At 65.1% G+C, this 17,180-nt stretch carries 17 protein-coding genes; 11 read left to right on the top strand and 6 right to left on the bottom strand.

Features of this window, described 5'->3' with window-relative positions:
- The first annotated feature begins 19 nt into the window (after nt 1-19).
- The 3 genes from BN1121_RS04420 (at nt 20) to BN1121_RS04410 (ending at nt 2,441) form a co-directional block, all read left to right on the top strand.
- Nucleotides 20-868, top strand: coding sequence for a LysR family transcriptional regulator (locus BN1121_RS04420; RefSeq protein WP_005351288.1), 849 nt, complete (start codon nt 20-22; stop codon nt 866-868).
- A 50-nt stretch (nt 869-918) separates the two neighbouring features.
- Nucleotides 919-1,731 (top strand): AraC family transcriptional regulator, encoded by an 813-nt coding sequence (locus tag BN1121_RS04415; protein ID WP_005351285.1) that lies wholly within the window; start codon nt 919-921, stop codon nt 1,729-1,731.
- Nucleotides 1,732-1,808: 77 nt separating this feature from the next.
- Nucleotides 1,809-2,441: a LysE family translocator gene (locus BN1121_RS04410; protein WP_005351283.1), complete on the top strand. Its 633-nt coding sequence runs from the start codon at nt 1,809-1,811 to the stop codon at nt 2,439-2,441.
- 9 nt (nt 2,442-2,450) lie between these two features.
- Here the strand turns inward: BN1121_RS04410 and BN1121_RS04405 are convergent, their stop codons facing one another.
- Nucleotides 2,451-3,068, bottom strand: coding sequence for a chromophore lyase CpcT/CpeT (locus BN1121_RS04405; RefSeq protein WP_152424659.1), 618 nt, complete (start codon nt 3,066-3,068; stop codon nt 2,451-2,453).
- 229 nt (nt 3,069-3,297) lie between these two features.
- A complete protein-coding gene (locus tag BN1121_RS04400; RefSeq protein WP_005351266.1) occupies nt 3,298-3,777 on the bottom strand; it encodes a DM13 domain-containing protein in 480 nt (159 codons plus the stop codon).
- 253 nt (nt 3,778-4,030) lie between these two features.
- On the opposite strand from BN1121_RS04400, the gene BN1121_RS04395 reads away from it, so the two are divergent.
- From BN1121_RS04395 to BN1121_RS04380, 4 genes are all read left to right on the top strand, one after another.
- On the top strand, nt 4,031-4,993 hold the full coding sequence (locus BN1121_RS04395) for a YopT-type cysteine protease domain-containing protein (RefSeq protein WP_005351265.1): 963 nt from the start codon (nt 4,031-4,033) through the stop codon (nt 4,991-4,993).
- The gene (locus BN1121_RS04390; protein ID WP_005351263.1) at nt 4,990-5,385 is read left to right on the top strand and encodes a CesT family type III secretion system chaperone; all 396 of its coding nucleotides are present in this window, start codon (nt 4,990-4,992) and stop codon (nt 5,383-5,385) included. Before BN1121_RS04395 ends, BN1121_RS04390 begins: the two co-directional genes overlap by 4 nt.
- A 123-nt stretch (nt 5,386-5,508) precedes the next feature.
- Nucleotides 5,509-6,930, top strand: a complete 1,422-nt coding sequence (gene mgtE, locus BN1121_RS04385) for a magnesium transporter (RefSeq protein ID WP_005351261.1) — start codon at nt 5,509-5,511, stop codon at nt 6,928-6,930.
- Between the two features lie 251 nt (nt 6,931-7,181).
- Complete coding sequence (locus BN1121_RS04380) at nt 7,182-8,378, top strand: acyltransferase family protein (protein WP_005351258.1); 1,197 nt, start codon at nt 7,182-7,184, stop codon at nt 8,376-8,378.
- Nucleotides 8,379-8,490: 112 nt separating this feature from the next.
- Here BN1121_RS04380 and ampC read toward each other — a convergent pair whose 3' ends face one another.
- Nucleotides 8,491-9,639, bottom strand: coding sequence for a class C beta-lactamase (ampC, locus tag BN1121_RS04375; protein ID WP_005351255.1), 1,149 nt, complete (start codon nt 9,637-9,639; stop codon nt 8,491-8,493).
- Between the two features lie 221 nt (nt 9,640-9,860).
- Between ampC and BN1121_RS04370 the strand changes: the two genes are divergently transcribed.
- A complete protein-coding gene (locus BN1121_RS04370) occupies nt 9,861-10,757 on the top strand; it encodes a GGDEF domain-containing protein (RefSeq protein WP_043157364.1) in 897 nt (298 codons plus the stop codon).
- Nucleotides 10,758-10,789: 32 nt separating this feature from the next.
- Here BN1121_RS04370 and BN1121_RS04365 read toward each other — a convergent pair whose 3' ends face one another.
- Nucleotides 10,790-12,754 carry an LTA synthase family protein gene (locus BN1121_RS04365; RefSeq protein WP_043157363.1) on the bottom strand — a complete coding sequence of 655 codons (1,965 nt, stop codon included), beginning with the start codon at nt 12,752-12,754 and terminating at the stop codon, nt 10,790-10,792.
- Nucleotides 12,755-12,933: 179 nt separating this feature from the next.
- Between BN1121_RS04365 and BN1121_RS04360 the strand changes: the two genes are divergently transcribed.
- The 3 genes from BN1121_RS04360 (at nt 12,934) to BN1121_RS04350 (ending at nt 15,614) form a co-directional block, all read left to right on the top strand.
- Complete coding sequence (locus tag BN1121_RS04360; RefSeq protein WP_005351246.1) at nt 12,934-14,721, top strand: cation:proton antiporter; 1,788 nt, start codon at nt 12,934-12,936, stop codon at nt 14,719-14,721.
- Complete coding sequence (locus BN1121_RS04355; protein WP_005351244.1) at nt 14,718-15,281, top strand: DNA-J related domain-containing protein; 564 nt, start codon at nt 14,718-14,720, stop codon at nt 15,279-15,281. The genes BN1121_RS04360 and BN1121_RS04355 overlap by 4 nt, the downstream gene beginning before the upstream one ends.
- 84 nt (nt 15,282-15,365) lie before the next feature.
- Nucleotides 15,366-15,614 carry a hypothetical protein gene (locus BN1121_RS04350; protein WP_005351242.1) on the top strand — a complete coding sequence of 83 codons (249 nt, stop codon included), beginning with the start codon at nt 15,366-15,368 and terminating at the stop codon, nt 15,612-15,614.
- Between the two features lie 30 nt (nt 15,615-15,644).
- On the opposite strand, the gene BN1121_RS04345 is transcribed toward BN1121_RS04350, so the two are convergent.
- Complete coding sequence (locus BN1121_RS04345; protein ID WP_005351239.1) at nt 15,645-16,160, bottom strand: mechanosensitive ion channel domain-containing protein; 516 nt, start codon at nt 16,158-16,160, stop codon at nt 15,645-15,647.
- A gap of 9 nt (nt 16,161-16,169) precedes the next feature.
- Nucleotides 16,170-17,135, bottom strand: coding sequence for a zinc transporter ZntB (zntB, locus tag BN1121_RS04340; protein ID WP_005351235.1), 966 nt, complete (start codon nt 17,133-17,135; stop codon nt 16,170-16,172).
- Nucleotides 17,136-17,180: the final 45 nt, after the last annotated feature.

Below are 17,180 nucleotides of genomic sequence, written 5' to 3'. Positions count from 1 at the left end.
GGACTGTGCAGTTTTGCAGATGCGACACCTGGATGACCTGCTCTATTTCCTGGCGGTGGCCAGGTCCGGCTCCATCAGCGGCGCCGCCGATCAGCTGGGCGTGAACCATTCCACCGTCTCGCGCCGCCTGGCGGCGCTGGAGGCCAGCGGCGACACCCGCTTGCTGGATCGCACCGCCACCGGCTACAACCTGACACGCCAGGGCCAGCGGTTGCTCAGCCACGCCATCGCGGTCGAACAGCACTGGCAGGCGATCAACGCCCTGCTGGACGAGGAGGGAGAGCGCCTGTCCGGCACCCTGACCCTGACCCTGCCCCCCGCCCTGGCGGGCCGCACCATGATGTCGGTGCTCAAGCGCTTCCAGGACACCAATCCGGACCTGCGGCTGAATCTGGTGGTCTCCAACGACCTGCTCAGCGTCACGCGCCAGGAGGTGGACATCGCCATCCGCGCCACCGTCAAGCCGGCCCACCACCTGGTCGGGCGCAAGCTGTGCGACTACCACGCCGCCTGCTACGTGCGGCGCGATCTACTGCCGGGCCCGGACCGCCGCCTCGACTGGCTGGGCGACGGCGGCGAGCCGCCGGCCCCCATGGCCGACTACGCGCTGCGCCAGGCCGCCATCATCCCCTCGACCACAGGCCGGCTGGCGGCGGTGCAAAGCGGCATGGGGGCTGCCGAGCTGCCCTGTTTCCTGGCCGCGCCCCTGGGCGAGCTGGTCCGCCTGCCGGGGCACGAGCCCAGGCGCCAGGGGGAGATCTGGCTGCTCTACCATCCCGGCTACAAGCAGAGCCGCAAGATCCGCGCCTTCGCCTCCTTCTTTCCCGACGCCTTCGCCGCCATCCGCCACACCTTCGAGGGGCTCTAGCCGCAATTTTTTACAAGCACCGCCGCCCGCTTTGCGCTATCAATGGCATCATGAGCACCGCCTCCACTATCCACTACTGGCAATCGCCCCTGCTTCCCGGGGTCGAGCTGTGCCGCGCCCATCATCGGGAGTTCAGCTACGGCCGCCACGTCCATCTCGACTACCACGTCGGGCTGGTGCAGCAGGGTGGGCAGAAGTTCATTCACAAGGGAAGTAGCCACCTGCTGGTCGAGGGATGCCTCTCCACCGTCAATCCGGATGAGATGCACGATGGCATCAGCCTGCTACCGGAGGGCTACGAGGTGCGGGTCTTCTCACTGCCACCCGATCTCATCCGGCGTCTGCTGCCCGGTGGCGAACGCTTCTTCGCCGCCCCCCTGATGCAGCGCCCCGACCTCTATCAGGGCTTTGCAAGGTTGCACGCCAGCCTGGAACACGGGAAGGCTGACCCCCTGTTTGCCGAAGGGCTCTTGCTCGAGCTGCTGGCAGGGCTGTTCGCCCTGCCGGCTCAGGTGCATGCCCTGGCAGATCCCCAGCTGCGCTTCCTGCGCGAGCAGCTGCTCGCCACCCTGGACCAACGCCACACCCTGGACGAGCTCGCCGCCCGGGTAGGGCTCGATCGCTTCGCCTTTCTGCGCCAATTTAAGAAACGCACCGGCATGACGCCCTACGCCTGGCTCAAACGGCTGCGACTCGAGCAGGGCAAGCGACTGTTGACGGAAGGGATGGCGCCGAGCGAGACGGCGCTGGCGGTCGGCTTCTTCGATCAGAGCCATTTTCACCGTGGCTTCGCCCAAGCCTACGGCGTGACCCCGGCCCGCTATCGCGATCAGATGCGGGGCTCACGCCTGCGCCCCCCCTGAAGAAAGTGCAATAGATTACAAGCCGGGCAGCCCGTCCCAAGAGAGACTGGGGACACGATAGATCGATGGAGATGCCCATGTACGGCTCACTGTTTCTCACTCTGGGCGCCCTGCATCTGGTCGCCCTCGCCAGCCCCGGCCCGGATGTGGCCCTGATCCTGCGCAGCTGCCAGCATCGCCCTCTGGCCGTCGGCGCCGCGCTCGGCATCTCGCTGGCCATACTGCTGCACGCCATCTTGAGTCTGACCGGTATCAGTCTGCTGATCGCGAGCGCCCCGCTACTGTTTGTGGTGGTGAAACTGGCCGGCGCCCTCTATCTGGGCAAGATGGCTTGGGGTGCGCTCAAGTCAGTCCGCCAGAATGCCCCGGCTGAGATAACGGCCTCAGCGGCGGCGGAAGGAGATCTGTTGCGAGGAATGCGTCAGGGGATAGCCACCAATCTGCTAAACCCCAAGGCGCTGCTCTTCTTCATGGGGATGCTGGCGGCCATGGTGACCCCGGAAGTCGAGATGGGCACACGACTGCTACTGGCGCTGGAGCTGTTTGCCCTGTCGCTTGTCTGGTTTCTGCTGCTGGCCTGGGGCCTCACCACCGGGCGGGCCAGACGCCTCATCACAGGGGCACAGCGCACCGTCAACCTGATCACCGGCCTGCTGTTTGGCGCCGTCAGCCTCTCGATACTCTGGAGTCTGCTGCCTCTGGCCCCATGATGACCTGACTCAGGGGGTCACGCGCAGATAGACATAGCCCTCGCCCGGACTGCCCCAGCGCAGGGTTCCCTGTTGGTCATAGGCGCGATCGAGCAGGCGGATATGCCCGGGGCCGACCCAGATGTACTGCACCAGAGTATCGGCCCCGGCGAAGTTGGTGGGACACTGGCCGATCGCGTTGCGCCCCTCGTAGTCACCTGAGGGGAGTCGACGCAGGCGCAGTTCACAGCCGACGCGTCGCGAGAGCTGATCCTGAGTCAGGGTGTGCAACTTGGCCGGTTCGCGCCAGGCTCCGGCGAAGTCGGTTGCCTTGGGCATGGTGTACTCGACCATCAGCAACTCGCCGTGGCCGGCGTCGGTAAGATGGAAGATTCGCTGACGAAAGGGATGGGCGGGACGAGAGGCGAGACTCTGCTCCAGATAAAACCAATAACCAGGCCCACTGCGGGGCCAGATGGTGCGACCATGCAAGTCGGCGGCTTCAAAGCGGCGATCTTCGGCCGCCTGGATCTTGCTGCTGAAGTCGCCGCTCAGCCAATCTGCCAAAGGAAGCAAGGGATCGCCCCACACCTGACCACACCACGCCAGCCACACCGCCAACAACCAGCGGCATCCTCTCCTTGCCATGACTCCCTCTCCCTCAGGACTGGCGTCATTATAAGCAGACTCCCTGTCGCCTCCCCAGCGGCGACGCCAGCTTTGTGATCCTGGTCTGTTACTATCCACATCCGCAGACCCTGTCCGGGGGAAAGTGTCGCCCCGGCCTCAAGACCATCACTCGGGCCAATCACCAGGGGTCGCCAGGCGAGGCCGTCTTCCGGCGCGCTCTTCGCAAGAGTCACCAGAGCGCCGGGCATCACTCCCGGTAGCGAGCGGCCGTGATGAACTGACCGAAACTCTCGCACCAGATGATGACGCTGGTGTAGCGAGCCGGATCGATCGCCGGCGGGAGAGGAACGATAAAGTTGTCAAAGGTCTTCACCGGCCCAACCCGCACCATCTGCGCCTTGAGGCGGGCAAAGTCGGCCTCGGTCTCGACAAATGCCGGGGAGAGATAGAGCTGGTAGTCGGGGCCGGGGGCGAGCCGCCCCATCAGGGTGATGGCATCGCGCCCTAGGGTCACCTCTCCCTCACCCCAGTGAAGGCGATCGCTGTCTTGCAGATCCCGGCGAAAGACGCCACGAAAGCGCCCCTCTGCCTGCGCCGAGGTCACCTGCTCGACGCTCGGTGCCGGCGGCGCCGTCAGTATGGGCAACATATAAATACCGCCGGCAAAACCGGCCACCCCCACCAACAGGTGGCTGGCCAGCAAGGCACCGGTTCGAAGCAGACGCATAGAGACTCACTCCTTGATCAGTTTGGGCTCACCCTAGCAGGGGCAAGCTGCCTTGCCCAGCCTCATGGGGCTAATAACCTGGCGCGTCACAGCAATCGCCTCTGACGTTTGACCACGTCACCCGGACCCCGTTGGCCCACCGCGGTCACGCCCAATAGTGTTAAAAACTGCCCCCTTGGCTGACAGCCAGCCCTACCGGGTGACCGCTATCATCACCCCCCTGACAACAGGCAGCCAATCACGGGTATCGATGATGAAAATCACCCCTAACAGCCAGCCGCTACACAGCGCGGCCACCACGACAGCAGCCCCCGCCACCAAGGCGGAGACCCCACAACACGACGGCCCCTTGGCCAAACGGGATCTGCAAGGAGCCACCCCTCGCCCTGGGCTGCTGGCCCGCTTCTCCGCCGCCGTGCAGCGTAACCTGCCGGGGCGCTCCCTGCTGGATCGCCAGCTGACCAGCGACGGCAAGCCCAACCCGACCAGCGCCTTCCGCTTTGGCATGATCAAGGATCGCTTGATCCACCTCGGCGTACGCATGTTCCTCGGTACCGTCCGCGACTCGGTCCCCCAGCATGGCGGCAGCGTCACCTTCAAGTTTGCCCAGACCAAGGGCGCCTTCCTCGGCGAGATCATGAAACACGGTGATACGTCGGGCGGTGTGTGTGAGTCCATCTCGGCCCACTGGATCAGCAGCCACGCCAAGGGCGAGAGCCTGTTCAACCAGCTCTATACCGGCGGCCAGAAGGGACAGTTCCAGATCGACACCCTGGTCTCCATCAAGCAGTTGCAGATGGACGGCATGCAGGAGGACGTCGACCAAGCGCGGGTCACCAGCAACTGGCTTAAAGATCACAACCTCGCACCGCGGATGAACAAGTCGGGTTATCCGATGCCCCCCGTCTCTGGCCAGACCGGGGCACAAGGCACAGACCGACTGGTTGCCGCCATCTTGGATACCTCGGGCGAGGGCTCCGAGTACAAGAAGATCAGTTTCTCAGGCAAGATGGCCGCCCACACAGTGGCAGCCCACGTGGACGAGCAACAGGGGGTCACCTTCTTCGATCCCAACTTCGGCGAGTTCCACTTCCCTGACAAGGAACAGTTTAAAAACTGGTTTACTGACGCCTTCTGGCCGGGTTCCAAATACAAGCTGGAGATCGGACTGGGGCAAGAGTTCGAGGTCTACAACTTCAAGAGGGCTGACGCATGAGCCACCCAACCTATCGCGAACTGGTCGAGGGACTGTTTGATCGCCTGGGGATCGCCGCCCATCCCAGCGAAGAGGGTGTCTACACCCTGCTGGTCGACGGACGCCTGCAGGTGATGATCGGCTGCTATCAGGAGCAGTGGCTGCAACTCTACTGTGAGCTGGGCGTCCACCTGCCCCCCAGCGACAACCTGTTCGGGGCCCAGTGGCCGGCCCACGTGCAGGGTTCCCTGGATGGCCAGGCCGTGCTGTGGTCGCAGCACGCGCTGGCGCTGCTCGACCAGGGGGAGCTCGAAGCCTGGCTGGAGCGTTTCATCGACGATGCCGAGTCCCGTCTCGCCCCGCCCGAGGCGCACGCGCCACTCCAGAGCGCGCCACACCTGCTACGGATCTGACAGAGCCCATCCCCCCGCCAACGCCTCCCTCGAGAGGCGTTTTTTCTATCCCGCCCCGCTTCGCGCAAGGGCCGCCGGGTCTGGTATCCTATGGCCCATAGAGCTGCCCTCAGGAATCCCTCCATGTCTCTCCCCATGAACAGCGCCCGCCAGCGCGAGCAGGATCGCGGCCGCATCTTCTCCCTGCTGCTGGACGACGATGCCCTCACCGACAGCCTGCTCGACCCGAGCCAGCCGCCGAGCGCCCTCCTGCAAGACCAGACCAGCGAGCTAATCGAGCTGGTCGACCGCCTACCGGCACCGGATCTCGCCGATGCGCTGGAATCCCTGCCCCCGGACGAGCGCCACGCCCTGTGGGCCCTGGTGGCGGTGGACAAGCGTGGCCAGGTGTTGGTGGAAGCCTCGGAGACGGTGTGGGACAGCCTCATCAGCGACATGAGCGACAAGGCGCTGCTACGAGCCCTGCGCACCCTCGACATCGACGATCAGATCTACCTGGGCCAGTACCTGCCGCGCAACCTGATGGGCCGGCTGCTCACCACCATGGCCCCGGCCGACCGGGAGCGGGTGCGCGAGGTCATCAGCTACGGCAAGCACACGGTCGGTGCCATGATGGACTTCGAGCTGGTGACGGTGCGCCCCGATGTCACCCTGGCCACGGTGCAGCGCTACCTGCGCCTGCGTGGCAAGGTGCCGGCCAACACCGACAAGCTGTTCGTCATCGACCGGCGCAACCACCTGCTCGGCGAGCTGCCCCTCACCACAGTGCTACTCCACAAACCGGGTACCAGGGTAAGCGCCGTGATGGCGCAGGATCCTGTGACCTTCGATCCGGAGGAGAACGACGAGGCGGCCGCACGCACCTTCGAGCGGGACAACCTCATCTCGGCGGCCGTGGTGGACGCCAAAGGCAAGCTGATGGGTCGCCTCACGGTCGAGGAGGTGGTGGATCTGGTGTTTGAAGAGAGCGACACCGATCTGCGCCGCATGGGGGGTCTGAGCGAAGAGGAAGACCTCTATGCCCCGGTCGGCCAGGCGGTGAAGAACCGCTGGGCCTGGCTCGCCATCAACCTCTGCACGGCGTTTATCGCCTCCCGGGTGATCGGCCTGTTCGAGCACACCATCTCCCAGCTGGTGGCGCTGGCGGCCCTGATGCCTATCGTCGCCGGCATCGGCGGCAACACGGGCAACCAGACCATCACCATGATAGTGCGAGCCCTGGCCCTGGCGCAGCTCCAGAGCGGCAACCTCTCCTTCCTGCTGCTGCGCGAGCTGGGGGTAGCGCTGATCAACGGCTTGATCTGGGGGGGCATCATGGGCGGGGTCACCTTCCTGCTCTATCAGGATCCCGCCCTCGGCGCCGTGATGACGCTCGCCATGGTGCTCAACCTGCTGGTGGCGGCCCTGATGGGAGTGCTGATCCCCCTGACCATGCATCGCCTCGGCCGCGACCCGGCCCTCGGCTCCAGCGTCATGATCACCGCCCTCACCGACACCGGCGGCTTCTTCATCTTCCTCGGCCTCGCCACCCTCTTCCTGCTATAAGAGCCTTGCCCCGCTGCGGCGGGGCTCCCTTTTCCGCACTGTCGATATTTCATGCAACAGCGTGACCCTGCTCGCATCTTGAGCAAGGCACCCTTTGAATCCCGACCATCCCCTGTAAACTTCATTTGCTCCGAAAAATAACAATCGACCACAACCCAACCGATTGAAGAGAGATGGCGATGCATGGCCACCTCGGAGCAGGTGCAGATCTCTGCTTTGGGCCCTTGGGCCTCACTGGACAAGGAGTCCGTATGGCAGTCAAACAACTCCCGCTTCTGGGGCCGCTGCGCGGCTTTGCCGCCTGCATGGTGGTGCTGTTCCACGGCCGGCTACTGCTCTTTCCTCAATGGAAAGAGCCCATCGCCGGCGTCACCCAACTCATCGAGAACGGTTACCTCTGGGTGGATCTCTTCTTCATCCTGAGCGGCCTGGTCATGGCCCATGTCTATGCCCGCACCATGGCGACCAAGCAGGTGCGCATCCCGCGCTTCCTCTGGCTGCGCCTGACCCGGGTCTATCCCCTCTTCATCACCACCATGGTGGTGCTGATCGGCTGGGAGCTGTTCAAACAGGCCCATCAGGTCGGCTTCTACGCCGGCCCACTGTTCAGGGAATGGGGGTTCGAAGGGGCTCCGGCCTTCGAGTCTCTCTTCACGCCGGCGGCGGCGCTGCCGAGCAGCCTGCTCCTGATGCAGGCTCCGGCCGGTTTCGGCCTGACCTGGAACTTCGCCGCCTGGTCCCTCAGCGTGGAGTGGGTTAGCTACCTGCTCTTCCCGTTGCTGCTGCCGCTGGCCCTGACCCACAACCGCTGGTCGGTACTGGCGCCGCTGGCTGCCTTGGGCCTGCTCGCCGCCCTGGTGTTCCAGCACGGCACCATAGATCTCACCAGCGGAGCCCCCGCCGTGGGCCGCGGGGTGGCCGGTTTTGTCATCGGCGTCTGGCTGTTGCGCCCCGTGCAGGCCACCCAGCTGCGGCCCATTGCCCGCTCCGATCTGCTGCTCGGAATCCTGTTCCTGGTGCCGCTGCTGCTGATGCACTTCACCCTGACGCCCTTGTTGACGATGGCAGTGCTGTTCTCTTTCGTGGCGCTGGTCTGGTTCGCGGCCAGCCAGACGGAACGTGAAACCACAGGTTTTCTGCTGCTGGAGAACCGTTTCACCCGCCTGATGGGGGATCTCTCCTACTCCATCTACCTGTGGCACGCCGTACTGCTGCTGGCCGGGCTTGAGCTACTGCACTACCTGGCCCCCGAGACGGTTGAAGCCTGGTATCGGGTGACCGACCCCCTCACCACCCTGGCGGTGGTCACCCTCGTCATGCTGCTGCTGTGGGGCCTCTCCTGGTGTAGCTATCGCTATATCGAGCGCCCGGCGCAGCGCTCTCTGCGCCGTCTCTTCAAGCGCCCCAGCCCTGAGCCTGCGGCCGAGAGCAGGGTGACCGCGGAATAACCGCGCCCCTCGCTCGCCTAAGTGAGAAAGCCGGCAAGTTGCCGGCTTTTTTTGCATGGTAAAACATCCCTCACGGCGCCATGAGAAAAGGGAGCCAACGGCTCCCTTTCCATTACGGCTGTTTGCCCTGCACCACCTCGAGGATGGTGTAGGCGGTATCGACCCGCGCCGGGATCGGGTAGTTGCGGTTGGCCAGCAGCACTATGCCGATGCCTCGCTCCGGCACCGCCAGCAGGTAGGCGCCAAAGCCCCCGGTGGAGCCGGTCTTGTTGATGAGGCGCGGCCCCTCGATGGGGGTCATCGGACCGGCCGGCTGCACTCCGAAGCTCACCTCGCGGGCATTGCCGGCCAGCAGATCCTGGCGGCTCACCGGGTAGGAGTAGACCTCCCAACCCAGCCCCTGTTGCATGGGGCCAACCCGATAGCGCGGCTGCTGCACGTCGACCATCGCCTTGCCCAGGGCCGGGTCGGCGGGGGCGCGGCCGAACGCCTCCAGATAGCGCAGCAGATCGGCGCTGCTGCTCTTGATGCCATAGGCCTCGGCGTCGAACATACCGGGGCTGACCCGCACCGTCTGGTCTTCGGCGGAGTGGCCGAAGGCGTAGCGCCCCATGGCGGCAGCCGGCACCGTCAGATAGGTGTCGCTCAGGCCAAGGCGCGGCAACAGGGTCTGCTCCATCAGAGTGGCAAACGGCGCGCCGGCGCTGCGGGCAGCGACGTTGCCGAACAGGCCTATGCTGGGGTTGGAGTACTGGCGCACCGAGCCGGCCGGGTGGCCCGGCTTCCAATCGCGAAAGTACGCCAGCATGCCGGCCTCATCCTGCACCGCATCGGGGAACTGCAGGGGTAGGCCACCGGCGCTGTAGGTGGCCGCCTGGACCATAGTAATGCGATCGAAGGCGCTGCCGGCCAGTGCCGGCATGTGGCGGCTGACCGGATCGTCATAGGCGAAACGCCCCTCGGCGACCAGGTAGGCACCGAGCAGGCCGGTGAAGGTCTTGCTCACCGAGCCCAGCTCAAACAGGGTGCCCTTGGTCACCGGCCTGGGATCGGCCAGGGAGGTCACCCCGTAGTTGAAGAAGTTCATGCGGCCATCCGCCAGCACCGCCACCGCCATGCCGGGGATGCGATGTTCCTTCATCAGGGGGCGCACAGCGCCATCCACCGCGCGCTTGAGGGCATCGCCTTCGGCCGCCAAGGCACCGCCACACAGGCTGGTCAGCAGCACCAGCCCGGTGTGGCGCAGTGTCATCTGTTTCATCTTGGATTCCTCGTGATGGAGATGCCCCTATTATCCCCACCCCCATGAAGATCCGATGTGGTTTTGTGTGGTCGGTGTGAAGTCTTGAGTCACGTCGCCTGGCGGTCACTCACCGAGGGCATCGCCAGTGCTCCAACCCGGCTTTGTGCTATGCGGCTCTCCCAAGCGGGCGTCGTTGCGATAGGCTTGTCGGTAATAGCCGCAAACCAGCCAGGTGACTGATGCCCCTTCTCCATTTCGATATCCGTCCCGCTCGCCTGCGCCACCTTGACCCCACCCGGCGCCGCAGCCTGGCCCTCCTGCTGGGAGCCATGCTGCTGCTCCCCTTCCTGCATCTGACCCTGCTGCCGCACTTGAACGCTGAGCGCATGAATCTGACCAGTTTTGCCTTCGAACTACTCACCTGGCTGATCCTGCTCTTCATGTTCTGGGTGGTGCAGTGTGCCCAGCTGCAACGCCAGGCCTATCACCTGCTCAACGCCGGTATCGGGATCTGGCTGCTCGGCTCCACCTTCGATCTGCTCGATGAGGTGGTGGCGCAGCCTCTCGGGATCGCCACCTTTGCCGAGGATATGCTGAGCAACATCGGCATGCTGGTAAGTACCCTCGGTCTCTTGCGCACCATGAGTTATGTGGCCGAGATCCATGCTCGGCTCAATGCCCTTGCCCATTGTGACGAGCTCACCGGTCTCCCCAATCGCCGCAGCCTCGGCGAGCGCCAGGAAGAGCACGGCCAGGCCCTGCTGCTGCTCGATCTGGATCACTTCAAGGCCATCAATGATCGCTTCGGCCACGCCTGCGGCGATCGGGTATTGCGCAGCTTCGGCGCACTGCTGCGCGAGCATTGCCCGTCCGGCGCACTGGCGGCCCGCATCGGGGGAGAAGAGTTCGCACTGCTGCTGCCGGCAGGTGAACGGGCGGCGTTACTGGCGCTGGCCGAGCGCCTTCGTCTGGCAACCCGGGACATACTGCTGGACGATGGCAGCCCTCTTCGCGTCAGCCTGGGGGTAGGGTTGCAGGGCGAGGGCGAGACGCTGGATCAACTCTTCCGGCGCACCGATGCCGCCCTCTATCGGGCCAAGACGACGGGGCGGGATCGCACCGAATGGGCAGACTAGCGCAATGAGAGAGGGGGCCAGGCCCCCTCTCGTTATCCTTTCGCGTTGCCAGCCGGCTCAGGCAGGCGGTAGAGCCCCTGCTGATAGGCCAGCGCGCTCCACAGGGACCAACCGAGCGCCCGCTCCTTGAAGGCGGCGCTCTGCTCTGTGGTGGTGAGGCGTTCCCCCACGGGATCATAGGCGAAGCCCTGGGCGGCCTGCTCGGGTTGCAGGATCACCACCTGGTTCCCCTCCATCAGGGCGAAGTTCTTGTCGTATTGCATCAGGGCTCGGCCCGGCCAGTCATCCGGCATGCGGGTCAGATCCCGTCCCAGCATGGGGTAGTCGGCGCTGATGCCCATCAGGGAGAGCAGGGTCGGTCCCATGTCGATCTGGCTCACCACCCGCTTGTCGCGACGCGGAGCCACCCCTTCCCCGAGAATGATGCCGGGGACGCGGAAGCGGGGGATGGGCACCAGATCGGCACCGCCGACCCGGCTGTCGTGATCGGCGATGACCAGGAACAGGGTGTCCTTCCAGTAGGGGGCCTGTTTGGCCGCCTTGAAGAACTCGCCCACCGCGTAGTCGGCATACTTGGCGGCGTTGTTGCGGGTCGCCTTGGGCTGCTCGTAGAGCTCGATACGCCCATCCGGGAACTCGAAGGGATCATGGTTGCTCGAGCTGAACACCAGGCTGAAGAAGGGCTTGCCCTCCTGATGCAGCCGGGTGAACTCGCTGTTGGCCTTGCGCATCAGATCTTCATCGCTGGCACCCCAGGAGCCGATGAATGCGGCATCCTTGAAATCCTTCTGCTCGACGATGTGCGAGAAGCCGTTACCGAGGAAGAAGCTGCGCATGTTGTCGAAGTGGCTCTCGCCCCCATACATGAAGCTGGTGTCATAACCCCGCTCGCGCAGCAGCTCGGCCAGGGTGAAGAAGCCGGTCTGGCTCTTGTCGAGCTTGACCACGGCCTGGGCCGGGGTCGGGGTAAAGCCGGCCACCACAGCTTCAATGCCACGCACCGAGCGGGTGCCGGTGGCATAGAGTTGCTCAAACGCCCAGCCCTGTTGGCTCAGGGCGTCGATGTTGGGGGTCAGCGGCAGACCACCGAGGGAGCCGACGAAGCGCGCACCCAGGCTCTCTTGCAAGATGATCACCAGGTTCTTCGGCTTGCCCTGATAGCTGGCCAGGTTGCGCGAGAGGGAGGGAATCTCGCCCGAGACGAAGTCGCGAGCACCGCGACCGCTCTGCTCGCGCATCAGGGCAATCACTCGCTCGGCAGGCAGCTTGCCATAGTACCGGCTCGGGTCCTCCTCATTGCCAAGCTGCTTGAGGGCGAACACCACCGAATAACCGGAGTTAAGGGGCAGGGTGTTGATCAGCGGATCGGTGGAGAAGGCCACCAGAGCCGGGTTGAGGGCGCGGTGACCCAGGGTGGAACGCCCCCCCAGAATGGCCAGCCCCAACACCAGCACCGCCAGCAGCGGACGCCAGTACCAGCGCGGCATGGGCATGTCGCGGGTCAGACGACCCGAGGCCCACCAGCCAGCAGCCAGCAACAGCAGGGTCGCCAGCACGCTCGCGATCAGCTCGAGGGGGCGCCCACTCCACAGCATGGCGAGCACTTCCTTCGGATAGATGAGGTACTCGACGAACAGGCGGTTCGGGCGAAAACCGTACTCCTCGATGAAGGCCGGGGTGGCCAGCTCGAGAAACAGCAGCAGCCACAACCCCAGGGTCAACCACAGACGCAGCAGGACGCGCCAGAGGCGACCCACAAGATGGTTACCGCCGAGCAGCACGGTGAAGAGCAGGGGCACGCCCCACAGCCAGCAGAGGGTGGCCACATCGACCCGGCTTCCCTGCAGCATGACGGGCCACCAGCCATCGACGGCCGAGACGCGCTCCGATTGCCAGAGCGCCAGACCAAACCGGCTGGCCGCCAGTGCCAAGAGTGAGAAGAGCGCAAAGCCGCCAACGGGCCAGAAGGGCCCCATCCAGTTTTTCATCCGAGACATAGAATTCCTGAGTTGCCTGACATGCCCCGTCCTGGGGCTCTGGTCGTTATCGTTACGGCACTATGACAGCGGACAGCGCGATTCGTTTCACTCTTTCGTCAGTTTCGGTTCAGCATTGTGATTGACAGCCCAACCCGCGAGGCGGGTAGGCTAGTGAAGCATCTTCATTTGGAGTCCATATGACAGCTCTCGTTCTCGCCGGCATCGCCCTGGTGTCGGTGCTGGCTCAGTGGCTGGCCTGGGCCTTGCGCCTGCCGGCCATCCTGTTTCTGCTGCTCACCGGCCTGCTGCTGGGGCCGGTCGGTGGCCTGCTCGACCCCGACGCCCTGCTCGGGGATCTGCTGTTCCCCCTGGTCTCCCTCTCGGTGGCAGTGATCCTGTTCGAAGGGGCGCTGACCCTGCATCTGGCCGAACTCAAGGGGATCGGCAAGGTGGTGCGTAACCTCTGCTCCACCGGCATGCTGGCGAGCTTCGCCGTCATCGCCGGTGCCGGCTATGGCCTGCTCGGGCTGGATCTGCGGGTAGCCCTGCTGCTCGGGGCCGTGCTGGTGGTGACCGGGCCGACCGTGATCGCCCCCATGCTCAACGTGATCCGCCCGGTCAAGGAGGTGGATCGCATCCTGCGCTGGGAGGGGATCGTCATCGATCCCATCGGCGCCCTGTTCGCAGTGCTGGTGTTCGAGGCCATCATGCTCGGCAGCCAGGGGAATCTGGTTGGCCACACCCTGCTGGCCCTGGTCAAGACGGTCGCCATCGGCAGCATCATAGGGGTGGCGGCAGGCTGGCTCACCACCCTGCTGATCCGAAAGGACTGGCTGCCGGTCAGCCTGCACAAGTTCGGGGTGCTGGCCCTGGTGCTCGCCAGCTTCACCCTCTCCAACTGGCTCGGTCACGAGTCGGGGCTACTGGCGGTGACCGTGTTCGGCATCTGGCTGGCCAATCAGGAGGGGCTGGATCTGGAGGAGGTGCTCACCTTCAAGGAGGATCTGGCCGTCATCCTCATCTCGTCGCTCTTCATCCTGCTGGCGGCACGACTCGATCTGGCCCAGCTGTGGGCCATGGGTCCCATGGTGCTGGCGTTGCTGCTGGTGGTGCAGCTGGTGGCCCGCCCCCTCTGCATCCTGGTCTCGACCCTGGGCTCCGATCTCTCCTGGCGCGCGCGTGCCCTGCTCGGCTGGATCGCCCCGCGCGGCATAGTCGCGGCGGCGGTGGGCTCCACCTTCGCCCTGAGCCTGGAGCAGGCCGGCGTCCCCGACGCCGACAAGCTGGTCCCCCTGGTGTTCGCCGTCATCATCGCCACCGTGGTGCTGCAAAGCCTCACCGCCACCCCGCTGGCGGCCCTGCTCGGTCAGCGCCAGAAAGAGCCGGACACCTGGCTCATCATAGGGGCCAACTCGGTGGCGCGTGCCATCGCCCGCGCCCTGGCCGATCAGGGGGTGAGCGTGCACCTGACCGATCCGGCCTGGGAACACTGCAAGCTGGCACGCATGAGCAACCTGCCCTGCTACTTCGGCGCCCCCCAGTCGGAGCACGCCGAGCGCCACCTGCCGCTCACCAGCCTCAGCACAGTGCTGGCCCTGTCGCCGGATCGCCACAACAACGCCCTCGGGGTGCTGCACTTCGCCCACCAGCTGGGGGAGGAGAAGGTCTTCTCCCTGCGCTCGAGCGAGCAGCACGGCAAGGCCAACCGGGAGAGCACCACCTTTCGCGCTCGCCAGAACCTGTTCGGATCCGACATCACCTTCGCCCGTCTCGGTGGCATGCTGGGGCGCGGTGGCCAGGTCAAGGGGACCCGCCTCTCCGACACCTTCGACTGGGCCGCCTACCAGGCGGCCAATCCGGGCGCCCTGCCCCTGTTCGTGCTCACGCCGGGCAAGGGGCCACGCATCGTCACCAGTGATGAGCCTGTCACGCCCCAAGCCGGGGATCTGGTCATCGCACTGCAACCGGCACGGGAGGAGACATGACAGGCAACCGACTCAAGCTGGCGGTGCTGGCGCGCCTGCGCCGCCCCGAGGTGCGCTGGAAGATCCACGAGCTCTATGCAGACCTCAAGAACGCCGGTGAACTGCCGGCCCTGGAGGCAGAGGGCGATCTGTTCCTGTTCCGTTGCAACTTCGCCCTGATGAACGCCCTCTACACCCTGCAGGGGGAGCTGGCCGCCGCGGGGTGGTACCTGCAACTCGACAGCCTCGACATCCGGCTACTGCCCCTGACGGCCCATCTTCCCGTGACCGACTCGGCCCTGCGCGATTACTACCTCGACTGGCGCCACTGCTGGCAGACCGGCGCAGCCGAGGTCGAGGCCCTGCTCAGCGATTTCTGGCGCCGGGTCGCCACCGAGCCGAGCGAAACGGAGCGCCGCGAGGCGCTGGCCCTGCTGGGATTGGGCGAGGATGCCGACCGCCTGCAGATCCGACGCCGCTGGCGTGAGCTGGCCCTGGCCCACCATCCGGACCGGGGTGGCGACGCCGAGATCTTCATTCGGCTGCACTGGGCCAGGGAGCGATTGATTGGCAATATTTGAGGACAGTGCGGCCCCCTCCCTGTTGACCACCGTCAGACGGCGCTCGCTACACTCAAAGGGTGTCGCCAAGGGAAGGAGAACAAGATGACTGCAAGTGAACTGCGTGCACTCTACCAGCAGGGACGGCTGCATGAGGCCGAGATCATCCATGAGACGGCACTGCCCGGTTGGCAGGTGGAGTTTCGTGACGAGGAGGGGACCCTGTTCGAACTGACCGATACGCTGGGTTGCCCCCTCTGCTTTGGTTCGGCAGACGAGGCCCGCGCCCACATTCACAAGGTGGCCGACTGCCCGGTCCAGGAGGATCACCTCTACCGCTTCTTCGAGCGCTGAGGCACCAAGGCTCCCGTCGGGAGCCTTGTCTTATTCGGGCTGAGTGGCGGACTCACGCCCCTCGAGCTTGCGTACCGGCTTTTGCAGGATCAGGTTGGCCGGGTAGGTGACGCTGTCACCGTTGTCGTCGCGCAGGCGCACATAGAAGAGGCCGATCTCACTGATGACGCCGGTCACCGAGTCGTCCTTGTCGAGGATGCGAATGCGATCGCCGATGCGATAGGGAAAGGCGAAGAAGATGGTGATGCTGGCGGTGATGTTGGAGAGGATCGACCACTGGGCCACCATGGCCACCCCCAGCACCGCAAAGAAGGAGGAGGCAAGCACCACCAGCCGGGCAAAATCGAGCCCCCACACCCCGGCCAGTACCAGCAGGGTGGCGCAACCGAGCAGGAAGTGGAACACGTGCTCCACGTAGAGCACCCGGTTTTCACTCACCTGGCGCGCCTGGCCGATGGCCATCAGGCTGCGGTGAATGAGGCGGCGCAGCAGCAGGTGGGCGGCCACCAGGGCCAGCGTCAGGCCAAAGGCACTCCAGATACTCATCGCATTCTCCTACCACCAACGCCGTAACTTGAGCCAGACCGCGAGCATCCCACCCATCACCAGCAAGGCAGAACAGAAGACCCAGAAGGCGGTCGGGCTCTCGGCTCCGGGCATGCCCCCCAGATTGATGCCAAACAGACCGGTGAGGAAGGAGGCGGGCAGGAACAAGAGCGCCATCACCGACATCTGATAGGCGCGGCGGTTGGTCGCCTCCGCCATCAGGTTATTGACCTCGTCCGCCAGCACGGCGGTACGGGCAATCCCGGCATCCAGGTCATCGAGCCAGCGGCGCAACCGGTCGGCGATGTCGAGCAGGCGGCGCCTGTCATCCTCATCGAGCCAACCGATCTTCTCGTTCGCCAGGCGCGCCACCAGATCCCGTTGTGGCGAGAGGTAGCGGCGGATCAGGATGAGCTGTTTGCGGATGCGGCCGAGGTGCCCATTGCCGGGCATCTCCCGCGAGAGTACCAACTCCTCGAGCGTCAGTATCTCGTCGTGCAGGTCCTCGACAAATTCACCGGCCCGATCGGTCAGGGCGTCACACACCTCCACCAGCCAGTCGGCCGGGTTGGCAGGCCCCGCCGCCAGTTGCAGCGAATCGAACACGTCCTTCTCCGACAGCAGAGGACGACGGCGGCTGCTGATGATGAGGTCGGGAGTGATGAAGATGCGAAGAGCCACCATCTCCTCCGGGCGCTGTCCCTGGTTGTGGTTCACCCCGCGCAGGATCAGCAATATGGTCTCCCCCAGCTTAACCAGCTTGGGGCGGCTGCTCTGGCCGAGCAGAGCCTCGCGCGCCGCCTCCCCCAGTAAGGGGGTGTGCATCAACCAGCGGGCAGACTCAGGGTTGCCGTAGTCGAGGTGCACCCAGGCCGGCGCACCGGCAGGCAGGTCGGCTCCCACCGGCAGCGGCTGCTGCCCCCCCCGGCCGTCCAGGGTCAGGCTATAGATGGTATCACTGGGGACTCGGTCCATGGGGCGCTCCTCTGATGATGCGACGACAGCTTACACTAAAGGGCC

Source organism: Aeromonas diversa CDC 2478-85 (assembly GCF_000819805.1).
Lineage (GTDB): Bacteria > Pseudomonadota > Gammaproteobacteria > Enterobacterales > Aeromonadaceae > Aeromonas > Aeromonas diversa.
This window is presented reverse-complemented; position numbering and strand designations above follow the sequence as displayed.